Here is a 21906-nt window from a genome sequence, read left to right as displayed (position 1 = left end):
GCTCTCTCTCCTCCTCGGCTGCCTGTCACGTCAACCATGATCAGACGAGAAGCCGCAGGTGGCAGGGCATATTCACTGATCAAGCTGAGTAGGGCGGGTGGGACTTGAACCCACGACCCACGGATTATGAGTCGCCTTGATCGATGTCATCTGTGCCTCGCCGTGCCGATTTCTGACTTTTCGTCCGTCGTAGTCTCTCTATATGTGCCCGGCTGTGACGGCCCATTCCGCCCCGTGCCGTGTACACACGAGCAACCGTCGAGCAACCATCCCGGCGGCGACACGAACAACCGATGAGTAAGTGCCGAGTGACTATGTGTTCTTTACTGACCATGCTGTACCGCTCAGAGAGTGAAGGATCACCGGCGGTCGTGCCGTTCGAAGGGGAATCAAGCGCCAGGAGGTACCCGGCGGCGCTATCAACGAGTACCGTCGACCCGCATAAGCCAGGCGGAGAAGCTCAGGCCGTACATGCGAGTTTTGACGCACTACACGCTGTCGGCCTTGAAGCCGTTGCCCGTGCGGAAGATGGACGCCGCGCCTTCGTCGAGGCGGCGCAGCCCGCGCAGCGCGACTCCGGAATACAGATGCGCCCAGGCGATCTGCGCCGTCGCGTACCGGCGGAAACTCTTACCCCAGTTCCATGGACGCAACCCCTGCGCCACCGATGAGTCGGCAGACGACAATGCAATTGTGGCAAAGTCCTGCTGCTAGAAAGCAGAAGAGGCCCAGTGAGCAACCCCGAAGGCGACCGCCGGGCGCTCCTAGACTCTCTCACCGAGAACGAGCGCTCTTGATTTCGAACGGCGAACCAGAAGTGGAGTAGCAGCTACTCTAGAGTCGGCACCGGCGGTCGGAAATATCCTTTGAGTGTTCCTGCTGATTATCCGAAGGAAATTCATGGGCAGAAGCGGTGTCACGGCTGTGAATGAGTGACTCCCGGGCAACCCGACCGGGTGGACGTGGAGCCGCCGGCCGGCGGGAGTGACACCGAAGGCTGACGAAATGCAATCCGAAACATACGTCTCACTGAGTGAATTGCAGATCGAGCTCGCTGAGTGGCCAAGACGACCTGGCATTCATCGCGCTTTCTGAACCAGAAACCGTGTGATGACCGGGTGTTATCCAGCCACGCGCCCGTGTCTCGACGTCGCGAGCGGGCGTTGTGGTCGGATGCGGGGAACGACTGTGCCGCTTTGCCGAGAGACGCTGACCGGCACGAAAAATCAATTCGCGCCGCGCCACCTGTAGACCCCGTGCAGCATGAGCAGATGTAAGGAGCAGGCATGGAAATGGTGCTCAGGTACATGGAGGACCAGAGCGATCGGCTCACCGGCCACCCGTTCTTCGTCCGCATGAATAACGACGACCCTCTCCCCACGGTTCTTGGCGCGCTGTATGTCACGGCGTTCTACGTCATGGCTTTCCAGGACATCCTTAGAATCAACGCGAGCGGGGTGAACGACCCGGCTCTCCGCAAGATCGCACGGCACCATCTAGGCGAGGATTCCGGACATGACAAGTGGTTCCTCCACGATCTGCGCGCCATCCGAGGATCTATCCTCGACCTGGAGGAAGTTTTCGACGAAGGCCACCGAGCGACCCGGGAGATGGCCTACGCTCTGCTGACGGAGACCATGATCGAGCGCCCGGACATCGAAAGAATCGTGCTGATCCACACGCTGGAGGCGGCGGGACAGGCATTCTTCCCGCAGATCGTGGCCTATCTCGCCCGGAACGAGGCCGGTGCCGGGTTCAAATACTTCAGTCAGAGCCATCTAGACGTGGAGAAGAGCCACGAAATCGTCGAGCAGAAAATGCAGCGGATCTTGGCATCGATAGAGCTGAGTGCGGAAGCCCGCCAGAGATGTCTCTCGTTGGTGGACCGCTGCTTCGACGCGTTCGTGGCCTTGTTCGATGCCGTAGAACTCAGTGCCGCCCGAGAGACCCCTGCGGGCGCGCTTTAGCGCGTACTCCCACGGGAGCCAGCCTCGCCTGCGGCGGGTGGGGCAGGCGACCGATGAGGCCCGCTGCGCAGAGGGCCGGCGTCGACGAGAAGGGCGACGAACAGTGCACCGATCATGGACACCGGAACTTCTCACAGAACTGTCCCTGGCCGCCGATGTGGAGATTGTCCTCACTCCGGAGGACCTCGCGCGAGTGAGCGAGGATTTCGGCCACATGGCCGCGGGCGTCGCGGCCGGCGTGGTGCGGCCTCGTACGGTGACGCACGCGGCGCGGGTCGTGTCCTGGGCCGCGGAACACCGGCTCCCGCTCACGTTTCGTGGGTCGGGGTTCAGTCAGTCGGGCCAGTCGGTTCCGGTGAACACGCTGGTGGTCGAGACGAGTGAGCTGGCCGGGGCCGGGCCATACGATCCCGCGGGCGGCAGCGTGACCTGCGAGGCCGGCTTGACCTGGCGTCGTCTCCTGGAGGTGACGGAGCCGGACGGTCTCGCACCTCCCGTGCTGCCCTTCAACCTCGACATCAGCGTCGGCGGCGCCCTTTCGGCGGGCGGAATAGGAGCCGGCTCCCATAGGCATGGCTTGATCGCCGACAACGTCATGGAGATGGAGGTCGCCACGGGCAAAGGTGTGCTGCGCTGCCGCCCCGGCGAGAACGGCGACCTCTTCCAAGCGGCTCTCGGAGGGCTCGGACGCTTCGGCCTCGTCCTGCGGGTCGCTCTGAGGCTGACTCCCACGGGCGGGATGGTGCGAAGTCTTCGTGTCGTGCGCACATCATGCCGGGAATGGCTCACGGAGCTGACGGAACTCTCCTGCGATCCCGCGATCGCATTCCTGGAGGGAACGTCCGAGATGGCCGACGAATTCAGCATATGGATCGGTACCTCGGCGGACACCTCAGCTCCGGATTCCGGTCGACAGGTCGCCGAGATCGTGACGCGAACCTGGCACGACTTCACCCGTAGGTACGAATCCAGGTTCGCCGACATGCGATCCACCGGAGCATGGGAACAGTCGGCACACCCGTGGCTGGAAATGCTCCTGCCGCTTACTTCGGCCGGATTGAACGCCGTCGAGCGCGTGCTCGGCGACAGGCCTTCGGGGAGGGAGTGGAGCGCCAGATTCATTCTGATACGCCGTTCAGCGGTCCTGCCGACATTGATATTGCCGGAAGGGCGGGATCAGGTCGGATTGTTCGCGCTCCTGCCCAAGGCTGTGCACCATCACGACGACGAGACGTTCGCCTTCCTCCGCTCCGCGGCGTCGCTTCTCCTGCTCGCCGGAGGCAAACGCTATCTGTCGGGGTGGATGGGTGAGATGGCGGACGAGGATTGGCGCCTTCACTTCGGGCCGGACTACGGCCGTCACCTGCGGGCCAGGGCCGCGTTCGACCCGGCGGGCGTGTTCACTTCAGCGCTTTTTCACCGCCCACTTTGAGTTTCGGTGCGCCGTCCGTCCGGCGAGAGTCTCATGCGTTTCAAGCCGGCAACGCGAGCAGGAACACGCTTGGAGCGGTGTGTCATGCCTCGGAGGCATGACACATAACCGATCGCTGGAATCAGAGAATTCAGGAGGGTGGAGTGATCGGCAAGAGACAGCCAGCCGTCGCCGGTGCCGAGATCACAGCTCTGTCGATAGAATTCCCGCAGCAGATACGCGACAACAATTTCTGGATACGCAACCACCCCGATCTGGTCACCTCTGAGGAAGAGGGAGCATTTGTACGACTCCTCGCATCCACCGAGCACAGAGCCGCCGATGAGCTGTTCGACGCGGAGCGAAGCCCGTATTTGCAGGACGTGTTCCGCGGTGCGAGGGAAAGGCGGGTGCTGTCCGCCGGAGAGGGAACGCTCGATCTGGAGTTGAGGGCTCTGGAGAACCTGTTCCGAGCCCGGGGCGTCGCCCCCGCCGACGTCGACGCGGTCATAGTGGCCTCCTTCCTGCCCGACACGTTCGGGCCGCAGAACGCCGCCTACCTGACCCACCGCCTCGGCATGACGGTGCCGGCCTGGAACTTCGAGTCCGCCCAGAACTCCTCGCTCGTGGGGTTGCAGAACGCGGCGGCGCTCGTCCGGGCGGGCGAGTACGAACGCATCGCCGTCGTGGTCTCGAACGCGTTGACGAGGGTGATCGATCCAGCGGACACGCTCTCCTGGTTCCTGGGCGACGGCGCGGGAGCGTTCTTGGTGGAACCCTGTTCCGAGGGTTCGGGTGTGCTCGGCGCGAAACTGATCGGCACCCAGGAAACCTGCGGGGCCTACACCTTTCCCCTGGAGGTCGAGCCCGGCACGAAAACCGCCCGGGTTCGGCTGCGGGTGGGCGAGCTGACTCCGGGCATGGTCATGCGGGACGACGCCGGTCTTCAGGTGAGAACCTGTGTCCACGGGGCTCTGGAGAAGTCCGGTTATGCGATCGAGGACGTCGACTTCTTCGTGTTCACCACTCCTGTCGCGTGGATGGCGCCGTACTTCACGAAGACTCTCGGAGTCGGTCCGGACAAGACCATCAGCACGTATCCGTCGTATGCGAATGTGGGTGCCGCCCTCGTGCCGGCCAACCTGTTTCACGCGGCGGAGTCCGGCAGGATCAAGCCAGGCGACTTGGTCGTGTTGTTCGGCGTCGGCTCGATCTCCACAGCCGGCGCGCTCGTCATGAGATGGGGCGAGGTGGCCCTGGGACCGGTCCCCGAGCACGGCGTTCCGGTTCCCGAATCCGAGCAGATCGCCGGCGGCAAGGAGACGAACCGGTGATGTCCCACGACGTGAAGAGGCCCACGGTGCCAGACGAACCCCTGTTCATAGACCACCTGATGAACGTCCTCAAATCTCATGGGGTGCGGACGGTCTTCGGGCTGCCCGGCAGCGCGATCGGGCCGCTTCTGGGGCGGCTACTGGCGGAGACCGAGATCGACCTGGTCGTCTCACGGCACGAAGCCGGAGCCGTGGCCATGGCCGACGGATACGCGCGGGCCACCGGCAACCTGGGGGTCGCCATCGTCACCAGCGGCCCGGGCGCGCTCAACGCCTTACCCCATCTGGCCGTGGCGAATGCGGACAACTCCCCGGTCCTGCTCATCACCGGCGAGGCCGATCAGGCGCGTCATGGGCGCGGCGCGTTCCAGGAGAGCAGCAGGGACGGTGTGGACACCGTCGATGTCTTCCGGCCCTGCACGGCGTACAGCCGTTCGCTGTCGAGTCCCGACTCCGCCGCCGTCCTTCTCGCCAACGCGTTGCGGCACGCGCTTTCGACGCCGCGCGGTGCCGTGCATCTGAGCGTCCCGGTGGACCTGTACGGCAAGGCATGCCCGTCGCCGCCTGTGGCACCGGGTGTAGGTGCCATGTGGGGTGCTTCGGTGCCGGGTGAAGCGGTCGATCGAGTGCTGACGGCGCTTCTGACCGCGTCTCGTCCGTTGATCCTGCTCGGCAACGGCAGCCGCCCGGCGCTCGGCGAGACCACTTCGCTGGTGACCGACTTCGCCGCCTTCTGCGGCCGGCACGCGTTGCCCGTCGCCACGACAACCAAAGCCAAGGGGTTGTTCCCCGAGGATCGGGAGGAGGCGTTGGGCGTGGTCAGCATCGGAGGCTCGGCTCGCGCGCACGCCTACATCGACCGGCCCGTGGACATCGTGCTCGTGCTGGGCAGCAGTCTCGGCGAGTGGGCCAGCCGTAACTGGACACCCGCTCTGCAGGCGAGCCACGCGTTCTTCCACGTCGACGCCGACCCTACCCGGATCGGCCGGGCCTACTGGGCCAACCATGGCATCACGGCGGACATCACCCCGTTCCTGCACGCCCTCCTGCAGGCGGACGCCCGTCACCGTGAGCGCGGAGAGGACGGCTCGGCCGCCTCGCGGCGGGCGGTGTTGCGGGGTCTGCCTCCTGTCCACCCGTCGACCCCCACCACCTACCATGAGCTCACCCCGCTCAAGCCTCAGGTCGTCATGCATCATCTGAGGGAATGGCTCGCCCAGACCAACGAGCGGATCCTGCTGCTGGACGCGGGCAACGGCACCGGCTGGTTCACGCGGCAGGTCCCCATCAGCGCTCCCTCCCGCGCGCTGCTCCCGTGGGGCATGGGCAGCATGGGATGGGCGAACGCCGCGGTCGTCGGTGCGAAGGCCGCCCGCCCTGACGCCACCTGCGCCACCATCACGGGAGACGGCGGTTTCCTGATGAATGCCGTGGAGATCGCCACCGCCGCCCACCGCGGGATCGGCGCCATCTGGATCGTCCTCCAGGACGACTCCTACAACACCGTCCGCCAGGGCATGAACCACGCGTTCCCCGGCAGCCGTCGTATCACGGACGAGAGCTTCCGACTGGGCGATCCCGACCTCGCCACGCTCGCACGCAGCTTGGGTGCTCAGGCCCATTCGGTCAATCATTCCGGGCAGTTGCTCACCGCGCTGGGCCTCGCCGAGAAGCAGGCCCACGAAAATCGCCGCCCCCAGGTCGTCTGCGTGCGGGTCGATCCCGACGAGCCGGGACCGTTCGACGACCGCCACGACGCCGTCAGCGAATCCTTCCGTCAGGAGACCCGCTGAGCGGTGACCGGCGGGGAGGAAGCACGTCCGCTGGGGAGATCAGCCCGCTTCCGGCCTGACAACCCACTCTCGCCCCTTGTCCGGGCCGAGCGCCGCGGCCAGTTCGGTGCGCCTGGAGATGCCCAGCTTGGTGTAGGCCCGTTGAAGGTAGTTGTCGACGGTCCGCACGGAAAGGCGGAGCCTCGCCGCGATGTCGCGGCTGACCATGCCCTTGGCGGCCAGCGAGCAGACGTCTCTTTCGCGCGTGCTCAGCGGAACCGGGGCATGGAAGGCCAGCAGCGGGCGCGTCAGGGCCCCTTCGCACTTCCGTAGCAGAGCTCTGACACGGGCCGCCGCGGCCGCCCTCTTCCGTGCATCGATCAGCCATCGGTGGGCCTGCGCCGCCGCCTCGGCCGCGTACAGCAGTGCACCCAGCGACTCGAACGCCGCCGAGGCGCGCTCGAGGACGGCGGCATCCGAGTGCGCGGCCCCGATGGCGTAAAGCGAGCGGGCCGTCACCATCGCGCTTTCGCCGGCCACCTCCGCCTTCTTCAGCCGGTCCGCCACGAGCTCGGGCTCACCAAGGCGGGCGACGTCGTGGAGCAGATCGGCGCACAGCACGAGTTGGCCGCCGTTCTCGAGAGCGTCGGCCGCGGCCAGCAGCCGCTCGATCGCCCCGGCCGTGTCGCCGCTGACGGCCAGACTCCACGCGCGAGCCTGGGTGGGCAGGCCCTGAGTTTCGGACGCCGGCGGACCCATCTCGGCTACGGCCTCGCAACTCGCCCCCTCGTCACCCAGACAGGCGTGAGCCATGGCCAGGCCGGCGTGGGCGAGCTGGAGCCGTCCCGCCATCGACTGGGCGCGGGCGACGGCGGCGGTCTCGCGGAACCACCGGATGGCGGAGCGAGGGCGACCGGCGGCCAGGTGACAGCGGCCCAGCAGGTGGGTGAACGCCGTGTGAGCGGTGGTGACGCCCTGGATGATCGCCTGCTCCAACCCGCGCTCCGCCGTTGCGATGGCGTCCGTCAGTCGCCCGGCGGAGAACAGGGCCATGCCGCGGCCGTAGACGAGGAGGACCGGGGTGAGCGCGCTCCCGGTTGCGAGCGGCTCCGATTCGGAGGCGGCGTCCGACGCTGCGAGGGCGTCCCCGGCCCTGCCGAGCGCAGCGAACACAGCGACCCGCGCGAGCTCACCGGAGGGCCCCCGCAGGCCGTTCGGTCCACCCGGCGCCGAGGCCAGCAGCTCGTACGCCTCACGGGGCCGGTGGCACAGGGTCAGAGCGAGCGCGCGGGCCGCCACGAGGTCGTCGTCGTGCCGCCCGCCGGACGCGGCTCGGCAGCGGTCGAGCAGGGCCAGCGCATCCTCGGGCCGCGTCCGCGCCCAAAACAGGTTCAGCGTCCGGAGGACGACGGCCGCCCGCCGGTCGTCACCGGCTTTCAGGGCGTCGGCGCTCTCGAAGACTTCCTCCGACTCGGCGACCCTGCCGAGGTGGGCCAGTGCTTCGCCCAGCGACGTCGCCGCCCGCGCGTTGAGTGTCGCGTCGCCGCTAGTGGCCAGCGCGGCACGCGCCAGCCGTTCGACCTGTGGGAAGTCGCCGGCGCTCCGGCTCAGGCGCGCCGCGCTCAGCAATGGCGCGGGATCGGCTCTGCCGGATCCGTCCAGCTGCCAGACCGTCAGTCTCAGCGCGTCGTCGGCTCGTCGTGCGCCGACCCGCCGCAACTGATCGATCTGATCCCGGAGAATCCGGTCTACGGTGAGCCGGGAGAGTCGGCTGCGGATCGCCTCGGCGTACAGGGGGTGAGCCAGGCCGACCAGCTGCCGCCGCCCGTCGGCCCGCTTCTCGATGAGACCGGACCGCTCCAGCTGTTCGAGGGTTCCGGGGGGCGCGAGCGCGTTCAGCATGGAGGTCCCGAGGGGCTCGCAGACCGCCAGGTGTTCCATGACCGTCCGGGCCTTCGGCTCCAGCGTCGCCATACGCGCATCGACCAGTTCCTTGAGACGGCTGGTCGGCATCGGCGTCCCTTTCAGGCGCCAGATCCCATCCGCGACGACGAGGGATCGCTCCTCCAGCGCTCCCGACACGAGCTCCCGCAGGAACAGGATGTTGCCGCGGCTCGCCTGCCACAGGGCGGCGCTGGTGTCGGTGGTCACCGGCCCGCCCAGTGCCAGGGAAACCAAGGTCGAAACGCCGTCCCGGTCCAGACCGGACAGCTCCACTCGCAGCGTCCGGTCGCCGGACCAGATTCGACGGGCGTCGTCGGGCACGGGCTCGCCGTGGCGCATCGTGGCGGTCAGGAACACCTCGCCAGCCTCGGTGAGCCGGGTCAGCAAGGTCATCGACTGCGCGTCGAGCAGGTTCAGATCATCGATGAACAGCATCAGCCGTCGGCCGCAGGCCCTGTGGCGCAGCGCCTGACGGAACCATGAGTACCGTCCGGTCCCGTCCCTCAGGCGGGTGGCGGTGGCCGAGCTGCCCGCGCCCGACACCCCCGTGGTAGGTGGGGCCAGGAGGTGCGCCAACGCACCGAACGGCACGTCGGCCATCGTACGGCTGGCCGCGGCCCGGGTGACGGGCATGCCCTCGCGGGCGGCCCAGGCCATGCACTCGTCTGCCAGCCGTGTCTTCCCGACTCCGGCGGGCCCCGTGAGTATGAAGGCGTCCTGGTCTCGGCGGAACACCGACGCCCTGAACAACTCCAGTTCCCCGTCGCGCCCGACCATCGGCCATCGTTCGGTCATGCGTCTTACCAGGGCAGCGGCGCGGGCGGCTGCGGGATGAGGCCGCCGTGGGCTTCGATGGCGTCGAAGAGGTGGCCGTGCGATTCGTCCATGAGGGCCAGCCGCCGGGCGGGGTCGGCGAGGAGGCGGCCGTCCCGTTTGAGGATCCGTCCGGCGACCATGACCGTGTCGACGTTGCCCGCGTGCGCGTGCAGGACGATCGCGGCGACGGGGTCGTTGACCGGCAGCGTGTTCGGGGCGTCGCCGCGCACCACAATGAGGTCGGCCTCCTTGCCGGGGGTAAGCGTGCCGATCCGCGATCTCAGTCCGAGCGCCTCCGCGCCGTTGACGGTGGCTCCTTCCAGATGGGAGAGCGTGGACGGGCCGATGTCGTCCGGGCCGTGACGGCGGGCCAGCTCCGCGTCGTTGCGGAGCATCCGCTCTGTCTGCAGGGCGAGCCGGACCTGGGGGAACAGGTCCCCGGAGTTGTTGGAGATCACGTCGCAGCCGAAGGTGCACCTGCCGCCGACGGCCATGAAGCGTCCGTGCGCGGGGTGTCCCATGCCCATCTGCATCTCGGTCTCGGGGGTGGTGGAGACGGCTCCGCCGGTGTCGGCCACGCGGCGCAGTTCCTCGTCGGTCGTCTGGTTCATGTGCACCCACACCAGGTCGGGGCCCAGCAGCCCGGCCTCGTCGAGGAACGCCACCTCGCTCACGGGCTGGGGGAACATCACGGCGTTGGCGTGCAGGGTGATCCGCACGCCGAGTTCGCGGGAGACGGCCACCTCCTGGGTGACCCGTTCGATGCCAGCTACCAGTACGTCGGACAGGCTGATGCCCATCGTGACCAGTCCGCCGTCGGACGGCAGTTCCTTGGTCCGCAGCGTCCGGGCGTGCTCGATGCGCTGCTCCAGGGTGGCGAAGTGCGGGTGGGGCACGGGGACGTCGTTGAGCCCGAGGGCGAACATCGAGCGGATTCCCGAGTCCCGCGTGCCCGCGAGCGCGGCCTCGGCGTGCTCGGGGGTGTTGACGCAGTGGGAGAAGTCCAGCACGGTGGTCACGCCGGCGTCGATCGCCTCCAGCATGCCGAGGTAGTTGCCGGTGTACGTGTCCTGGGGGCGGTAGAAGACCGCTGCCTGGAAGCGGACACTGCGGATGTAGTCCTTCAGCGACCAGTCGTGGGTGACGCCGCGGAGCTGGGTCTGCCACACGTGCCGGTGGGTGTCCACCATCCCCGGCAGGACGATGCAGCGGCTCGCGTCCACCACGTCGGCGCCGTCGTCCGGAAGGCCGGGCGCCACGGCGGCGATCAGGCCGTCTTCGACCAGGACGTCGGCCAGACGGGGACGGGCGCCGGGTTCCATCGTCAGCACGGTGCCGCCACGGATCAGGATGCGATCGGGCATGGGACGCTCCAAAGTCGTACGAAGGTGTGTCTCAAGCACAGTCGACGGCTCAGCCGTCGTCCAAGACCTGCTGCTGCCCGATTGATAGCCGTACGGCGTCTATCCGGTCGTGATCTCGCGGGCTCTCCTGGCCGGTCGGAGGCGCCGGGAGCGCAGGTCGCCGCGGTATCAACCCTGCCGTCGCTCTGGGGATACTCCCTGCCTGGAAGAGGACCGATACTTTGCGTGTGGATCTCAACTTGCGGCTGGTGCGCTATTTCGTGGCGGTTACGGAGGAGATGCACTTCGGTCGTGCCGCTGCCCGGCTGTTCATCGCGCAGCCATCCCTGTCCGCCCAGATCCGTCGCCTGGAACAGGAGCTCGGCACCCCTCTGCTGGCGCGCAACACCCGGAAGGTCGAGCTCACCCCCGCTGGAGAGCGTTTTCTCGAGGCGGCCCGGAGGCTGCTCGCCGCGGCTCAGGAGGCCGTCGACGCGGCGACAGGGCACGAGCCCCTGCGAATCGCGAGCATCGTCGACGGCTTGGACACGGTGCCGTCGATCCTGCGGACGCTGGCCAGGCAGCAGCCGTCGATCGAGGTCGTCCACGGCATCGCGGGAATGATCCGCCAGATCGCCGAACTACGCGCCGGCAAGCTGGATCTGGCCGTCGGTCTTTTCGGAGAACAGGACGCCGAGTTGAGAGGGGAGATCATACGCCTGGATCCGGTGAGGCTCGTGCTGCGCGAGGACCATCCGCTGGCGGCGCAGGGGGAGATCCCCGTCAGCGGGCTGGGCCGATGCCGCTGGGTGTTCGGCAACGTGGACCACACCCCCGACTGGATCGACTTCGTCCTGGCGTTCCTCGCTGAATCTGGAGTCCGGCCCCGGCCGCCGTTTGCGGGCCAGACTCCGCTGTCGGCAATGCTGGAGCAGGTACGCGAGCGGGACGCCGTGGCCGCCTGGCCTGAATCCTGTCCGGCTCCTGGCCCGGGGCTCGTCGTACGGCCGCTCGTCGATCCGTCACCGGTCTATCCCTGGTCCATGGTGTGGCGACGCGACCGGATGAGCGACCGGGTCCGGGCGTTCCAGGCGGCCGCCCGTGCCACCGCGGCCGACCTGGGCTGGCTACGCGATCAGCACCGAGGCTGACCTCACGCCGGGGAGCGGCCCGCTGTGCGTTGCTCTCCACGGGATCACCGGGCGCATGCGGCGCGGCGACGCGAACGGGCGACGCCCACGGCCAGTTCCACCCGCCACAAGTTGACAAGAGAGCTTCGAGTCCACCTTCGCCATCGTGCGGCACCGCACCGAAGTCAGCGAAGGGGCTATTGAAGCAACAGCTACTCTAGGCCGTTTTCTCCCCGTGACCCACGCTGGTGCGTCAGTGAGCCTCACCGAGGCGGGAGAGCGACGTGGTCGACCAGAAGGCGCTTCCTGCCGGTCCACATTCGAGAACGGAGGACGTTCATGCCGAGATTCACGCCGTTTGTTCGGCTCGGGGTGGCGGCGCTGGCCGCACTGGGTCTAACGCTGTCCGCGACGCCCGCGAACGCGGCCGGGTCGCTGCGGTTGACGCAGATCAAGTGCAACGAAACCAGTGACACGTGGGATCCGGACAAGCCCTACTTCGTGGTCTTCGTAGCGAGTACCAGCAATCCGACCGACACGACGACCGTCCTGGTCGACCCGGGCCTCGATGTGTACTCCGGGAAGACCTACAACCTGTCCAAGACGATCACGTCGAGCAACGCCAGCACGGTGTTCACGGCCACGGTGATGGTCGAGCAGGACGAGGGCCGGGACATCGACTCCACCGACCTGGCGTACATCCGCACGGCCATGCACAACACCTACCAGCTGAACTACTGGACGTCGAACTGGGCCGCGATGCGCGACGAACTCCGCCGGCAGGTGGACGACGTGCTGGCCGGCGGGCCCGGGGGCGACGACATCCTGGGTGCGAACTACCGGAAATACGGCGTCGGCACGACGCCGAGCCCGATGGTGTTCCAGGAGGACGGCGGGGATTACAGCGTCCAGTTCTCCTGGTAGCGACCAGGGTCGCGGCTCCCGCCATGCCAAGGGGGAGCCGCGGGCTTCGGTCATCCCGCCTGCTGCGAGTCGCAGGCGGACCGAGCGGTGAAGTCGGGACGCGTCGGCCTCGTCGTAATGTGCCGCTCCGGCTTCGATGGCGGCCTCACGAAAGCCGGAGCCGTTCACACGCCGGCGCCTCGCCGTCGGCCCGTGGTCGTGGGTCCAGGAATGTCCCCACGGCTCGATGTAAGTCGACTGCAAGCGGATCGCAAGACGTCGTGATCGAATCGCCCCCGGGTCAAGGGGGGATGATGATTGCCGGCGATGCGATCGAGGCGCTGTCCGCCACGGCTATCGAGGATGAGAAGCTCAGCCGGGCCGTGGTGATTCTCAACCGGGGAGCCGGAAGCGGCCGTCTGGAGGATGAGCTCGCGGGCAGTGGGTGGCGGGTTCATCTCGCCGATGTGCCCGCGGGGGACCTGGCCGGATGCGTCGAGCGGGTCGGCGATGTGCTTGCGGCTCCCGACAGCCCGGACCGAGCCGTGCTCCTGGGGTACGGCGAAGTCGGACGAGCGGCTCTGGAGCTCGCGGACCGTCATCCCGAGCGGGTGGCCGCGGTGGTGGCCATGGACCCAGAGGGCGTCAGCGGCGCACAGGTGGTTTCCGTTGTGGATCCGTACGGGTCGGCGCTGACGTTTTCCGCTGCCGCGCCGAGCATGATGGTCGCGACGGTCGTCTCCTTCCTGAAGGAGCTGGCCAGGCGGATCGACCCGCGGATGGATCGGCACGCTCCTCCGCCGGCGCGCCTACGGACACTCACCCCGGTTCTTCTCAACGATTCCGGCGTACTCGGGCGGATGAGGGAGGCCGGTCCGGTCCACCGGATCGATGCGGCGGGCGTGGCCACGTCCTGGGTTCTCACCGGCCACAGGGCGGCCACCGCGACCCTCGCAGATCCGGGACTGGTCGCGGACGTCGCGATCACGCCGGGATTCCGGCTCCAGTCTCCGGCCTTCCCGCACAAGGGGGAGCGGGACCTCATCACGATCGACGGCGGCGAGCACGTACGGCTTCGCCGGATGGTCGGCCGGTACCTCACGCCGAAAAGGGTCGAGGTGCTACGACCGCGGATGCAGCGCGAGGCTGACGCGCTGCTGGACGCGCTCCCTCGGCATGAGGAGATCGATCTGATCGCGAGGTTCGCGCTTCCCCTGCCGGTAATCGTCCTGTGCGAGTTGCTCGGCGTTCCGCGGCGGGACCGCGGCTACATCCACGAGTGGCTCGTGGAGAGGATGCGGGCCGCGCCGCCCGGTGCGCATTCGGACATCGACGACTACCTGCGTGACCTGATCGAGCTCAGGAAGGCTCGCCCCAGCGACGACCTGCTCGGCTGGGTCGTCGAGGCCGCGGGAAAGCGGCTCGACGCGGAAGCTCTCGTCGCCGCCGCCCGGTTGCTGATGGTGGGTGGACACCGGGCGCCGACGACGCTGTTGGCGAATGGCGTCGCCGCGCTGCTGCGTGACCGGGACCAGTGGACACGGCTCGTGCAGGACCCCGGACTGCTCGTCCCGGCGGTCGAGGAGTTGCTGCGGTTCGTGACACCGTTCCCCGTCGGTCTCGCCCGTCACACGAGTGGCCGGATCGAGGTCGGAGGCAGGCGTATCCCGGAGGGCGACCTCGTCGCCGCCTCGCTCGTGGCGGCAAATCGGGATCCGTCGGTCTTCGCCGATCCGGACGTGCTCGACGTCGGCCGCGTGGTCAATCCCCACCTCTCCTTCGGGTACGGCCACCACTACTGCCTCGGAGCGGCGCTGGCCCGCGCCCAGGCGCAGATCGCCATTGGGACGCTCGCGACGCGCTTCCCGCGCATGGATTTCGCCCGCGGCTTCGCGAGCCTGCATTTCCGGCAGAGCCGGGTGCGGTATCTGCTCGGACTGCCGGTCGTGCTCGAGCCGGATGCGCGTCGCCGGCGGGACGCGTCACGTCAGGACCGCCTCCGCCTGGAAACGACTACTCAAGAGCCTCCATGGACGACTCCCTCACGCGGTTGATGGCCTTCTGCCAGGCAGACCCGGTGTTCTTCGAGACACCCTCGCATCTGAGGGACCTCGACAGCCGCTTCCCGGCGGCACGCAGGCGTCCGCCCGCAGGGTGGCGCCGGGAGGAGAAGGGCATCTGGATCGTCCTGCGTCCGCCCGCCGTCACACTTCCCGAGCAGGGCTGGAAGATCCACGTCTCGGCGGCCGACGCCGAGGCGCGGACCGTCTGCGACCTGGTCGTGGATTTCTCCGTCGCCCGGAACCTCGCGGTCAAGTTCATCAGGAGCAGAGCCGCGATGCGGCTGCTCAACGGCAAGTACGCCGATCGGGGGAGCAGCGGCAAGCTCCTGACGCTGTACCCGGTGGACGACAGCGAGCTGACGGATGTGCTGCCCGCCCTGGCCGAGGTCGTGCGCGGCCACACCGGCCCGTACGTCCTCAGCGATCTCAGGTACGAGGATTCGCCGGTCTACGTGCGCTACGGGGCGTTCCGGCCCATGACCTGCGTCACCTCTGAGGGCGAGGTGGTGTACGCCCTGCGGGAACCCGGCGGGCGACTGGTGCCGGACCATCGGTCCCCGGTGTTCACCGTGCCGGAATGGGTCCGCGTCCCGGAGGTGCTGCGCGAGTCGCTCGCCCGGCGCCAGTCGCGCGGCCCGGAGGAGTTCCCCTACCAGATCGAAAGGGCGCTGCATTTCTCCAACGGAGGCGGGGTCTACCTCGCCCGTGCCCTGTCCGCCGACGGGTACGTGGTGTTGTCCGAAGCACGGCCGCACGCGGGGGTGGATCGCCACGGGGTCGACGCGGTGACCAGGCTGGGCCGCGAGCGCGAGATCCTGGAGCGGCTGAGCGGCCTCGACTGCGTCCCCGAGGTGCTCGACTACCTGGTGATCTGGGAGCACCATTTCCTCGTCGAGGAGTACATCGAGGGCATCACCTTGATGGAGGAAGTCTTCTCCCGCTACCCGCTGGCCGGCCCCGACCAGACGGAGGCGGCGCTGGCGGAGTACACGCGGTGGGCGACCGAGGTCCTGGCCAAGGTCGACCACGCCCTCATGGCCGTCCACGCCAGGGGCGTGCGGTTCAACGATCTCCACCCCGGGAACGTCATCGTCCGCCCGGACGGACGCGTCGCTCTGATCGACTTCGAGATCGCCACCGACCTGGCGGACGTACGATCTCCTGGTCTCGGCGCCCCGGGTTTCTCCGCGCCGCCGCATCTGTCCGGACGAGCGGCCGACGACTACCTGATGAACTGCTTGCGCCAATGGATGTTCCTCCCCATCACCCCGCTGCAGGATCGGGATCCGGTCAAGCTGGCCAGTCTCACCGGCGTCGTCACCGAGCACTTCCCCGTGCCGCCGGCCTTCGGCCCGCGAATGATCCGCACGTTCACCGAGCACCGGGGACCCCTGGACACGGACCGGCCAGCGTCGATGTTCGCGGCCGAGAACCTCGAGTGGCCCGCGATCCGCGACTCGCTCGTGGCCGGCATCATGGCGAGCGCGACCCCTCACCGGGATGACCGGCTCTTCCCCGGGGATCCCCGGCAGTTCCTCACCGGCGGGTTCTCGGTGGCCAACGGCGCCGCGGGGGTGCTCTGGGCACTGCACCAGGTCGACGCCCCCGTGCCGGACGAGTACGTGGACTGGCTCGTCGCGTCCGCACGCCGGTTCCCCGCCCCGCGGCCCGGCCTGTTCGACGGGTTGCACGGTGTGGCGGTGACGTTGGAATCACTCGGCCGCCGCGATGACGCCCTCGACGCCCTGGACCGGGCACGCACATCGCGTGACGGTCTCGCGACTCCCGGTATCCACGGCGGGCTGGCGGGAGCGGGCCTCAACCTGCTGCACTTCGCGGAGGTCACGGGAGAGGAGGCTCTCCGGACCGAGGCCCTCGACATCGGCGAGCGGCTGGCCGGGGAACTCGAGGACGGCACATCGCGAGTGTTCGTCTCCGAGGGCAGGCCCGGCTTCCAATACGGCCTGACCGGGGTGGCGTTCTATTTCCTCCGCCTGCACGAGACCACCCACGAGAGCCGCTACCTCGATCTGGCCCGGCTGGCGCTGCGCCGCGAGATCGACCGGGGCGAAATGCTGCCCGATGGCACATTCCAGCTGCGGGAGGGAGGGCGCTACCTCGCCTATCTCGGCACCGGAAGCATCGGCCTGGCATTGGTCCTGTCTCGGTACCTGTCCCGGCGGGACGAACCCGGTTTCGCGAGCGTCATCGACGGAGCCCGGTGGGCATGCCGGGCTCCGTTCATCCGCCATCCATTCCTGTTCATGGGACGTGCAGGCACCATCGCCGCTCTTCACCTGCTGGGCCTGCCCGAGGACCTGCCCGTGACCCAGGACCACGTGCGCCGGCTCGCCTGGCACGCCCTGTCCTACCAGGGCCATCTGGCCTTCCCCGGCAACCAGTTGCTACGGCTGTCCATGGACATGGAGACAGGCGGGGCGGGAGTCCTCAGCGCCCTGAGCATCGCGTTCGGCCACACCACGTCGATCGCGCCTCTCCTCGATCTGCGGTCTCCCGCAGCCGACGTCGCGGGAAGGAGGTGAAGAACCGTGGCTTATGTGCTCCAGTTGCAGGGCCTCAACGTCTCCCAGGACACGAGCGGCTCCGCGTGCTACAGCCATGTCACGTCGTACGCGGGGACCTGCTGAGGTCCGATACATAAGTGGATCTTCGCAGCCGCGCGTGATGATCGCGGTGTGCGGCGTGCGGGTCCGCCGGAAGAGGGGTGGGCCGCGAGTTCGAGCTGTCGTGGATCCATGAGGCGGTGGCGACACGATCGTCGAACTCAGCCCGGACGTGATCCTGGCCCCCTGGTCCGGCATCACGAAGGAGCACGCGGTCTCGGCCGAGCCCTGCCCGAGGGGACCGGGGCATTACCTGATGCTTGTTTCGCCGGCGCGTGTCCGGTCACCGTCCGATGCTCGGATCGGCATCAATCGACTCCGCCAAAGTCGGATCGGCCTCCCAGAAGCGAAGGTCGCAGATGGAGCAGTCGTTGCTCTAGTCCCTTCTGTTCTTACCGATCACGCTGGTCTCGTCGCGGGAGCCCATGACGCGCCGCGATATCCCTTTCCTGACGTATGGGGCGTATGCGACGTTCCACGACAGACCAAGGAGTTCCCTTGAAGCGCACCACCGCCTTCGGTGGCATCGTCGCCACCGCCGGCATCCTGGCCGTGGGCCTCGCCGCCCCGGCTCAGGCCACCCCTCACGACGTCGCCAGCGACGCCCTGGCGACGAACGGCATCGCCGCGTGGGCCACGGTCGCGTACTGGTATAACAACCAATACGCGAACCTGATCAACGCGACGCCGTACAACGTCGAGACCAAGGTCGTGGCCAAGCTTGTCTCCAAGGGCGGCCCGGCCCCGGACAGCAAGCCCGGTGTCGTTCCCGCCATCGGCGACGAGAAGAAGACGGCCGCGAAGTCAAAGAACGTCAACCTGCCCAAGACCACGGGCAAGGTCTTCTTCACCGGCGCCGACGACAAGCCGCACTGGTGCACCGCCACCTCGGTGCAGGCGCAGTACCGCAACCTGGTGGCCACGGCCGGCCACTGTGTCTACGACACGGAGAGCAACGCGGCCACGCTGAACAACTGGGTCTTCGTACCGGGTTACTACCAGGGCAAGACCCCGTGGGGCATCTACGTCGGCAAGCAGGCCTTCACGCACTACGACTACGACGTGTACGAGGACGGCGACCGCGACTACGCGTTCGTCACCGTGTACAACGGCCTCGGCATCGGTCACGACGGCCTGTCCGACCCTTGGACGGCTCCCGGCGAATGGTACGAGGTCTCCAAGGAGACCTTCGAGAAGTTCCCCCGGGAGTACCAGGACGCGAAGCACTACTGCAGGCAGCTCCAGCGGGACGGCAAGTGGCACTACTTCGTCTGGAAGTTCGTCGACGTCGGCCGGCTTGGTGACAACGTGGGTGGCCAGGGTCTGGCCTACAACCAGAAGATCGGCAAGCCGGTCTTCGTGTTCGGCTACCCGAGCGGGTCGCACCCCGACGGCAACTACGCCTACACCGGCAAGACCCTCAAGTGGAGCTATGGCAAGACCTTCGCCGCGACCGCCTCGGCGATCAAGGCGGAGGAGCTCCAGGCTGTCAAGTCCTCCTTCACGGGCGAGGGAGCCCTCGGCTCGGCCTGGCTGCTCAAGTACAACAACGGCCGTCGTCTGGGCTACCTGAACGGCGTGACCATCGGCGTCTCCGACACCGACGGCAACAACCGCTACGACACCAGCGTCTCCCCGTACTTCGACGGCGAGACCTACGGCGTCTACAGCGCGGCCAAGAACCTCTGGTCCGGCTCCATCGCGATCCCGTTCGAGTCGCCCGCGATCCCGCACCCGAGTTCGACTCCGACCCCGTCCCCGACGCTTTCCCGTCCCCGCGTTTCTTCGTGAACAAGGCGCGTCTCTGAACTTTGTCCAGGTTTCTTCCGGATGAGCCGCTCTGACGGTTTATCTACGTAAGGGCCCAGCCTCCGGCCGGGCCTTTACGGTTTTCCGAGAAAGTTCCGGCACCGCTACTCGTTTGTTGACCCGTTCGGCGCCGACCTGCCCGAATCCGGTGCCGCAGATCTGCTCGACCTCGACGTCCATCATCCGCTGGGCCGTCTCCGCTGCAGATCCGCATCATCGTCCCTAAAGAGACCGGAAGCCGTCATATCCGTCGGACCTGTCCGATGCCGAGTGGGCGGTGCTGGACGCGATCGGGTATGTGGCCCGGTACGGGACCGAGTGGCGGGCCCTGCCGGTCGACCTCACTTGTGCGAAAGGAACGGGCATGTCGGAACCGAATTCGGCGATGGTCCAGATTTCGATCACTCGACCGCGACTGCTGGACTACTTGGAGTCGGAGGCGGTGGCAGCGTCTTCGTGGTCAGATTGGGACACGTTGTTCGATCGCTGCTGGTGGTCCAAGGGCCCCGCTGAGCGGAGCCGGCTTCTCGCCGGGGTGGATGGCCGGCTCGCAGATGCCTGCTACCGAACGCTCATGCGCTCCTTACTCACCATCCCCCTTGGTTGTCCTCGGTTTTCCTATAACGACGAGTCCGGCACGTTGCTCCTATCGAACCTTGGATTGGGGGAGGGTGTCGACGACTATGTCTTCTTCCTTGCAACTGTTCGTGCGCTGGCAAGTTACATGGAAGATGGCGACGAAGGGTTCGCAGTGATTCGCAACTATCTGTGGGGTGACAGATACACTCTGGCGTGCTTGTGCATCGCGCCCGGCATATCACGCTTTGTCGACCCACAGGACGACGAGTACAAGGTTCTCATTGAAAAGGCGGACGCGTTCTTCGATCTATGGTACGAGTTGCCCGGTCCGAACGACCCGGAGGATTGGGAGCCGTCAGCCAGCCAGCGCGCGCTTGACGCTGCTGTCTTCGAGAATCTGAACAATTTGCGTTGACGAGCAGAGCCGTGCCAACGGCAACCGTAGATAATGCACCCCAATCCGCCGCCGCGCTCTGTGGAACTGGATCTTCCGTACTCCTGTCCTTGGGCACGCCAGCCTGCACCTCCCCTGAGGACTTCCCGTGCTTTCCGTGGACGGCGGAGTCGGGGAGAGTAGTGATTGCTCTATGCCTCTTCGGCACGGCCGATGACACTGATCCAATCGAGCGTCCGGGACAGCCCCGGCTCCGCCACCGTCGACAACCGCGAATCGATCCGGCGCCGTCCCGGTCGCCTCGAGCGTGTGCCCTGATCCCGACGAAACGGAATGTCGGGCATGGCCACCGGTGTCCGCGCGGCTCCGGCGGCGGAGTCGGCGCGAACCGGCTCGGAACGGGAACGGGAGGTCGTCGGGTGCGAGTGGTGTCGCTGGGCCTGACGCGGGACGCGTGGGTGGTCATCAGTGCCGACATGTTGTCGGCGGTCGGCACCGGGATGACCCTGCCGTTCCTCGTCGTCTATCTGCACAGCGCGCGGGGTCTGAGTCTGTGGGCGGCAGGCGTCGCCGCCTCGACGGTCGCGGTGGGGAGCCTGGTGGGCAATCCGCTCGGTGGTTGGCTGAGCGACCGGATCGGCGCCCGCCCCGCGGTCGTCGCCGGGCTGGTGCTCGCGGCGGGCGGCGCACTCGCGCTGGTGGGGACGCATGCCGCGTGGCAGGCATACGGTTCCGCGGCATTGACCGGGCTGGGCGCGGCCGTCGTCTGGCCGGCCCAGGACGCGCTGCTGGCTCGCGTCGCGGAGCCTGAACATCGATCCTCTGCCTTCGCCGTGCGGTACGCGACGATGAACCTGGGGTTCGCGATCGGCGCGGTCGTCGCCTCGTCGCTCGTGAACAGCCGCGATCCATCGTCGTTCATACTGCTGTACGAACTGGACGCGGCGAGCTTCCTGCTGGCGATCCCCGTGCTGGCCGCCGTCCGGGGGAGCGTCGCCGCCCCGATTCCGCTGGCGGAAGGGGAGCGGGTGGGCGCGGCCGGCCGTGAGCCGGGCGGTTATCTCGCGGTCGTCCGTGATCCGGTGTTCCGCCGGTTGTGGCTGCTCACCGCGCTCCTGGTCACCGTGGGCTACGGTCAGTTCACGGCCGCCCTTCCCTCGTACGCGACCGGAGCGGCCGGGGTAGCGCCCGGAGTACTGAGCCTGGCCTACGCCGTCAACATGCTCGCAGTCGTCGGCTTCCAGATTGTCGCGGTGCGTCTCCTCCGCGGCCGGCGGCGGACCAGCGGGATCGCCGGTACGGCGGTCGCGTGGAGCCTGACCTGGATTCTGGTGCTGCTGGCCGGGCATTTCGGGCACGCGCTCGGCACGGCCCTCATCGTCCTCGCCACGGCGGCCTTCGGCGTGGGGGAGACGATGCTGTCGCCCACTTTGCCGGCGATCGTGAACGATCTGGCTCCGGAATGCCTGCGCGGCCGTTACAACGCGGGCTCGACCCTGGCCTACACGTGCGGTTTCCTGCTCGGTCCTGTCATCGCGGGCGCGGCTCTGCAGGGTGGCCACGGCGTCGGCCTGCTGGCTGGGCTGGCCGCCGCCTGCGGGCTCGCCGCCGTCGCCGCCGCCCGGCTCGCGCGCCGGCTGCCCGACCACGTCAACCTCGTTGACGCCGTTCCCCGCGTACGGGCCGGGGAGGCCGCGGCGGTCGAGCGGGACGCGGCGGCGTGAGTTACCTGTCCACCCTCGCGCCGAGCCAGCGGGCAGAGGTGATCGGCGCCGGCTGCCGCCCTCTCGAGGCGCCAAATGGAGTAACCGGTGCTC

General features: G+C 67.7%; 14 protein-coding genes. 11 read left to right on the top strand and 3 right to left on the bottom strand.

Annotated features, from left to right (window positions below):
• Positions 1 to 488: 488 nt before the first annotated feature.
• Positions 489 to 653 (bottom strand): hypothetical protein, encoded by a 165-nt coding sequence (locus AWQ68_RS42180; protein WP_157544999.1) that lies wholly within the window; start codon positions 651 to 653, stop codon positions 489 to 491.
• 633 nt (positions 654 to 1286) lie between these two features.
• Here AWQ68_RS42180 and AWQ68_RS07360 point away from each other — a divergent pair.
• The 4 genes from AWQ68_RS07360 (at position 1287) to AWQ68_RS07345 (ending at position 6505) form a co-directional block, all read left to right on the top strand.
• Complete coding sequence (locus tag AWQ68_RS07360) at positions 1287 to 1967, top strand: hypothetical protein (RefSeq protein WP_066936572.1); 681 nt, start codon at positions 1287 to 1289, stop codon at positions 1965 to 1967.
• A gap of 193 nt (positions 1968 to 2160) precedes the next feature.
• Positions 2161 to 3399: an FAD-binding oxidoreductase gene (locus AWQ68_RS07355; RefSeq protein ID WP_157544998.1), complete on the top strand. Its 1239-nt coding sequence runs from the start codon at positions 2161 to 2163 to the stop codon at positions 3397 to 3399.
• A gap of 143 nt (positions 3400 to 3542) precedes the next feature.
• Positions 3543 to 4712 carry a 3-oxoacyl-ACP synthase III family protein gene (locus AWQ68_RS07350; protein ID WP_157544996.1) on the top strand — a complete coding sequence of 390 codons (1170 nt, stop codon included), beginning with the start codon at positions 3543 to 3545 and terminating at the stop codon, positions 4710 to 4712.
• A gap of 26 nt (positions 4713 to 4738) precedes the next feature.
• Positions 4739 to 6505 carry a thiamine pyrophosphate-binding protein gene (locus AWQ68_RS07345; protein ID WP_218006796.1) on the top strand — a complete coding sequence of 589 codons (1767 nt, stop codon included), beginning with the start codon at positions 4739 to 4741 and terminating at the stop codon, positions 6503 to 6505.
• A gap of 39 nt (positions 6506 to 6544) precedes the next feature.
• Here the strand turns inward: AWQ68_RS07345 and AWQ68_RS07340 are convergent, their stop codons facing one another.
• Both AWQ68_RS07340 and AWQ68_RS07335 read right to left on the bottom strand, forming a co-directional pair.
• Positions 6545 to 9223, bottom strand: coding sequence for an AAA family ATPase (locus AWQ68_RS07340; protein ID WP_084463724.1), 2679 nt, complete (start codon positions 9221 to 9223; stop codon positions 6545 to 6547).
• A 5-nt stretch (positions 9224 to 9228) separates the two neighbouring features.
• A complete protein-coding gene (locus AWQ68_RS07335; RefSeq protein WP_066936560.1) occupies positions 9229 to 10608 on the bottom strand; it encodes an amidohydrolase family protein in 1380 nt (459 codons plus the stop codon).
• Positions 10609 to 10835: 227 nt separating this feature from the next.
• Between AWQ68_RS07335 and AWQ68_RS07330 the strand changes: the two genes are divergently transcribed.
• From AWQ68_RS07330 to AWQ68_RS07300, 7 genes are all read left to right on the top strand, one after another.
• Positions 10836 to 11738, top strand: coding sequence for a LysR family transcriptional regulator (locus tag AWQ68_RS07330; protein ID WP_066936557.1), 903 nt, complete (start codon positions 10836 to 10838; stop codon positions 11736 to 11738).
• Between the two features lie 318 nt (positions 11739 to 12056).
• On the top strand, positions 12057 to 12641 hold the full coding sequence (locus AWQ68_RS07325; RefSeq protein WP_066936554.1) for a hypothetical protein: 585 nt from the start codon (positions 12057 to 12059) through the stop codon (positions 12639 to 12641).
• A gap of 293 nt (positions 12642 to 12934) precedes the next feature.
• Positions 12935 to 14674 (top strand): cytochrome P450, encoded by a 1740-nt coding sequence (locus AWQ68_RS07320; RefSeq protein WP_169808874.1) that lies wholly within the window; start codon positions 12935 to 12937, stop codon positions 14672 to 14674.
• Entirely contained in the window at positions 14650 to 17226 is a 2577-nt protein-coding gene (gene lanKC, locus AWQ68_RS07315; protein WP_084463723.1) for a class III lanthionine synthetase LanKC, read from the top strand. The genes AWQ68_RS07320 and lanKC overlap by 25 nt, the downstream gene beginning before the upstream one ends.
• A 579-nt stretch (positions 17227 to 17805) precedes the next feature.
• Positions 17806 to 19098, top strand: coding sequence for a trypsin-like serine peptidase (locus AWQ68_RS40550; protein ID WP_245655784.1), 1293 nt, complete (start codon positions 17806 to 17808; stop codon positions 19096 to 19098).
• Positions 19099 to 19480: 382 nt separating this feature from the next.
• Positions 19481 to 20110, top strand: coding sequence for a hypothetical protein (locus tag AWQ68_RS07305; protein ID WP_169808873.1), 630 nt, complete (start codon positions 19481 to 19483; stop codon positions 20108 to 20110).
• 398 nt (positions 20111 to 20508) lie between these two features.
• Positions 20509 to 21813: an MFS transporter gene (locus tag AWQ68_RS07300; RefSeq protein ID WP_157544992.1), complete on the top strand. Its 1305-nt coding sequence runs from the start codon at positions 20509 to 20511 to the stop codon at positions 21811 to 21813.
• The last annotated feature ends 93 nt before the right edge of the window (positions 21814 to 21906 follow it).

Source organism: Microtetraspora fusca, from assembly GCF_001570365.1.
Lineage (GTDB): Bacteria > Actinomycetota > Actinomycetes > Streptosporangiales > Streptosporangiaceae > Microtetraspora > Microtetraspora fusca.
Note: the sequence above shows the minus strand (reverse complement) of the source record. Positions and strands in the feature narration are given on the sequence as shown.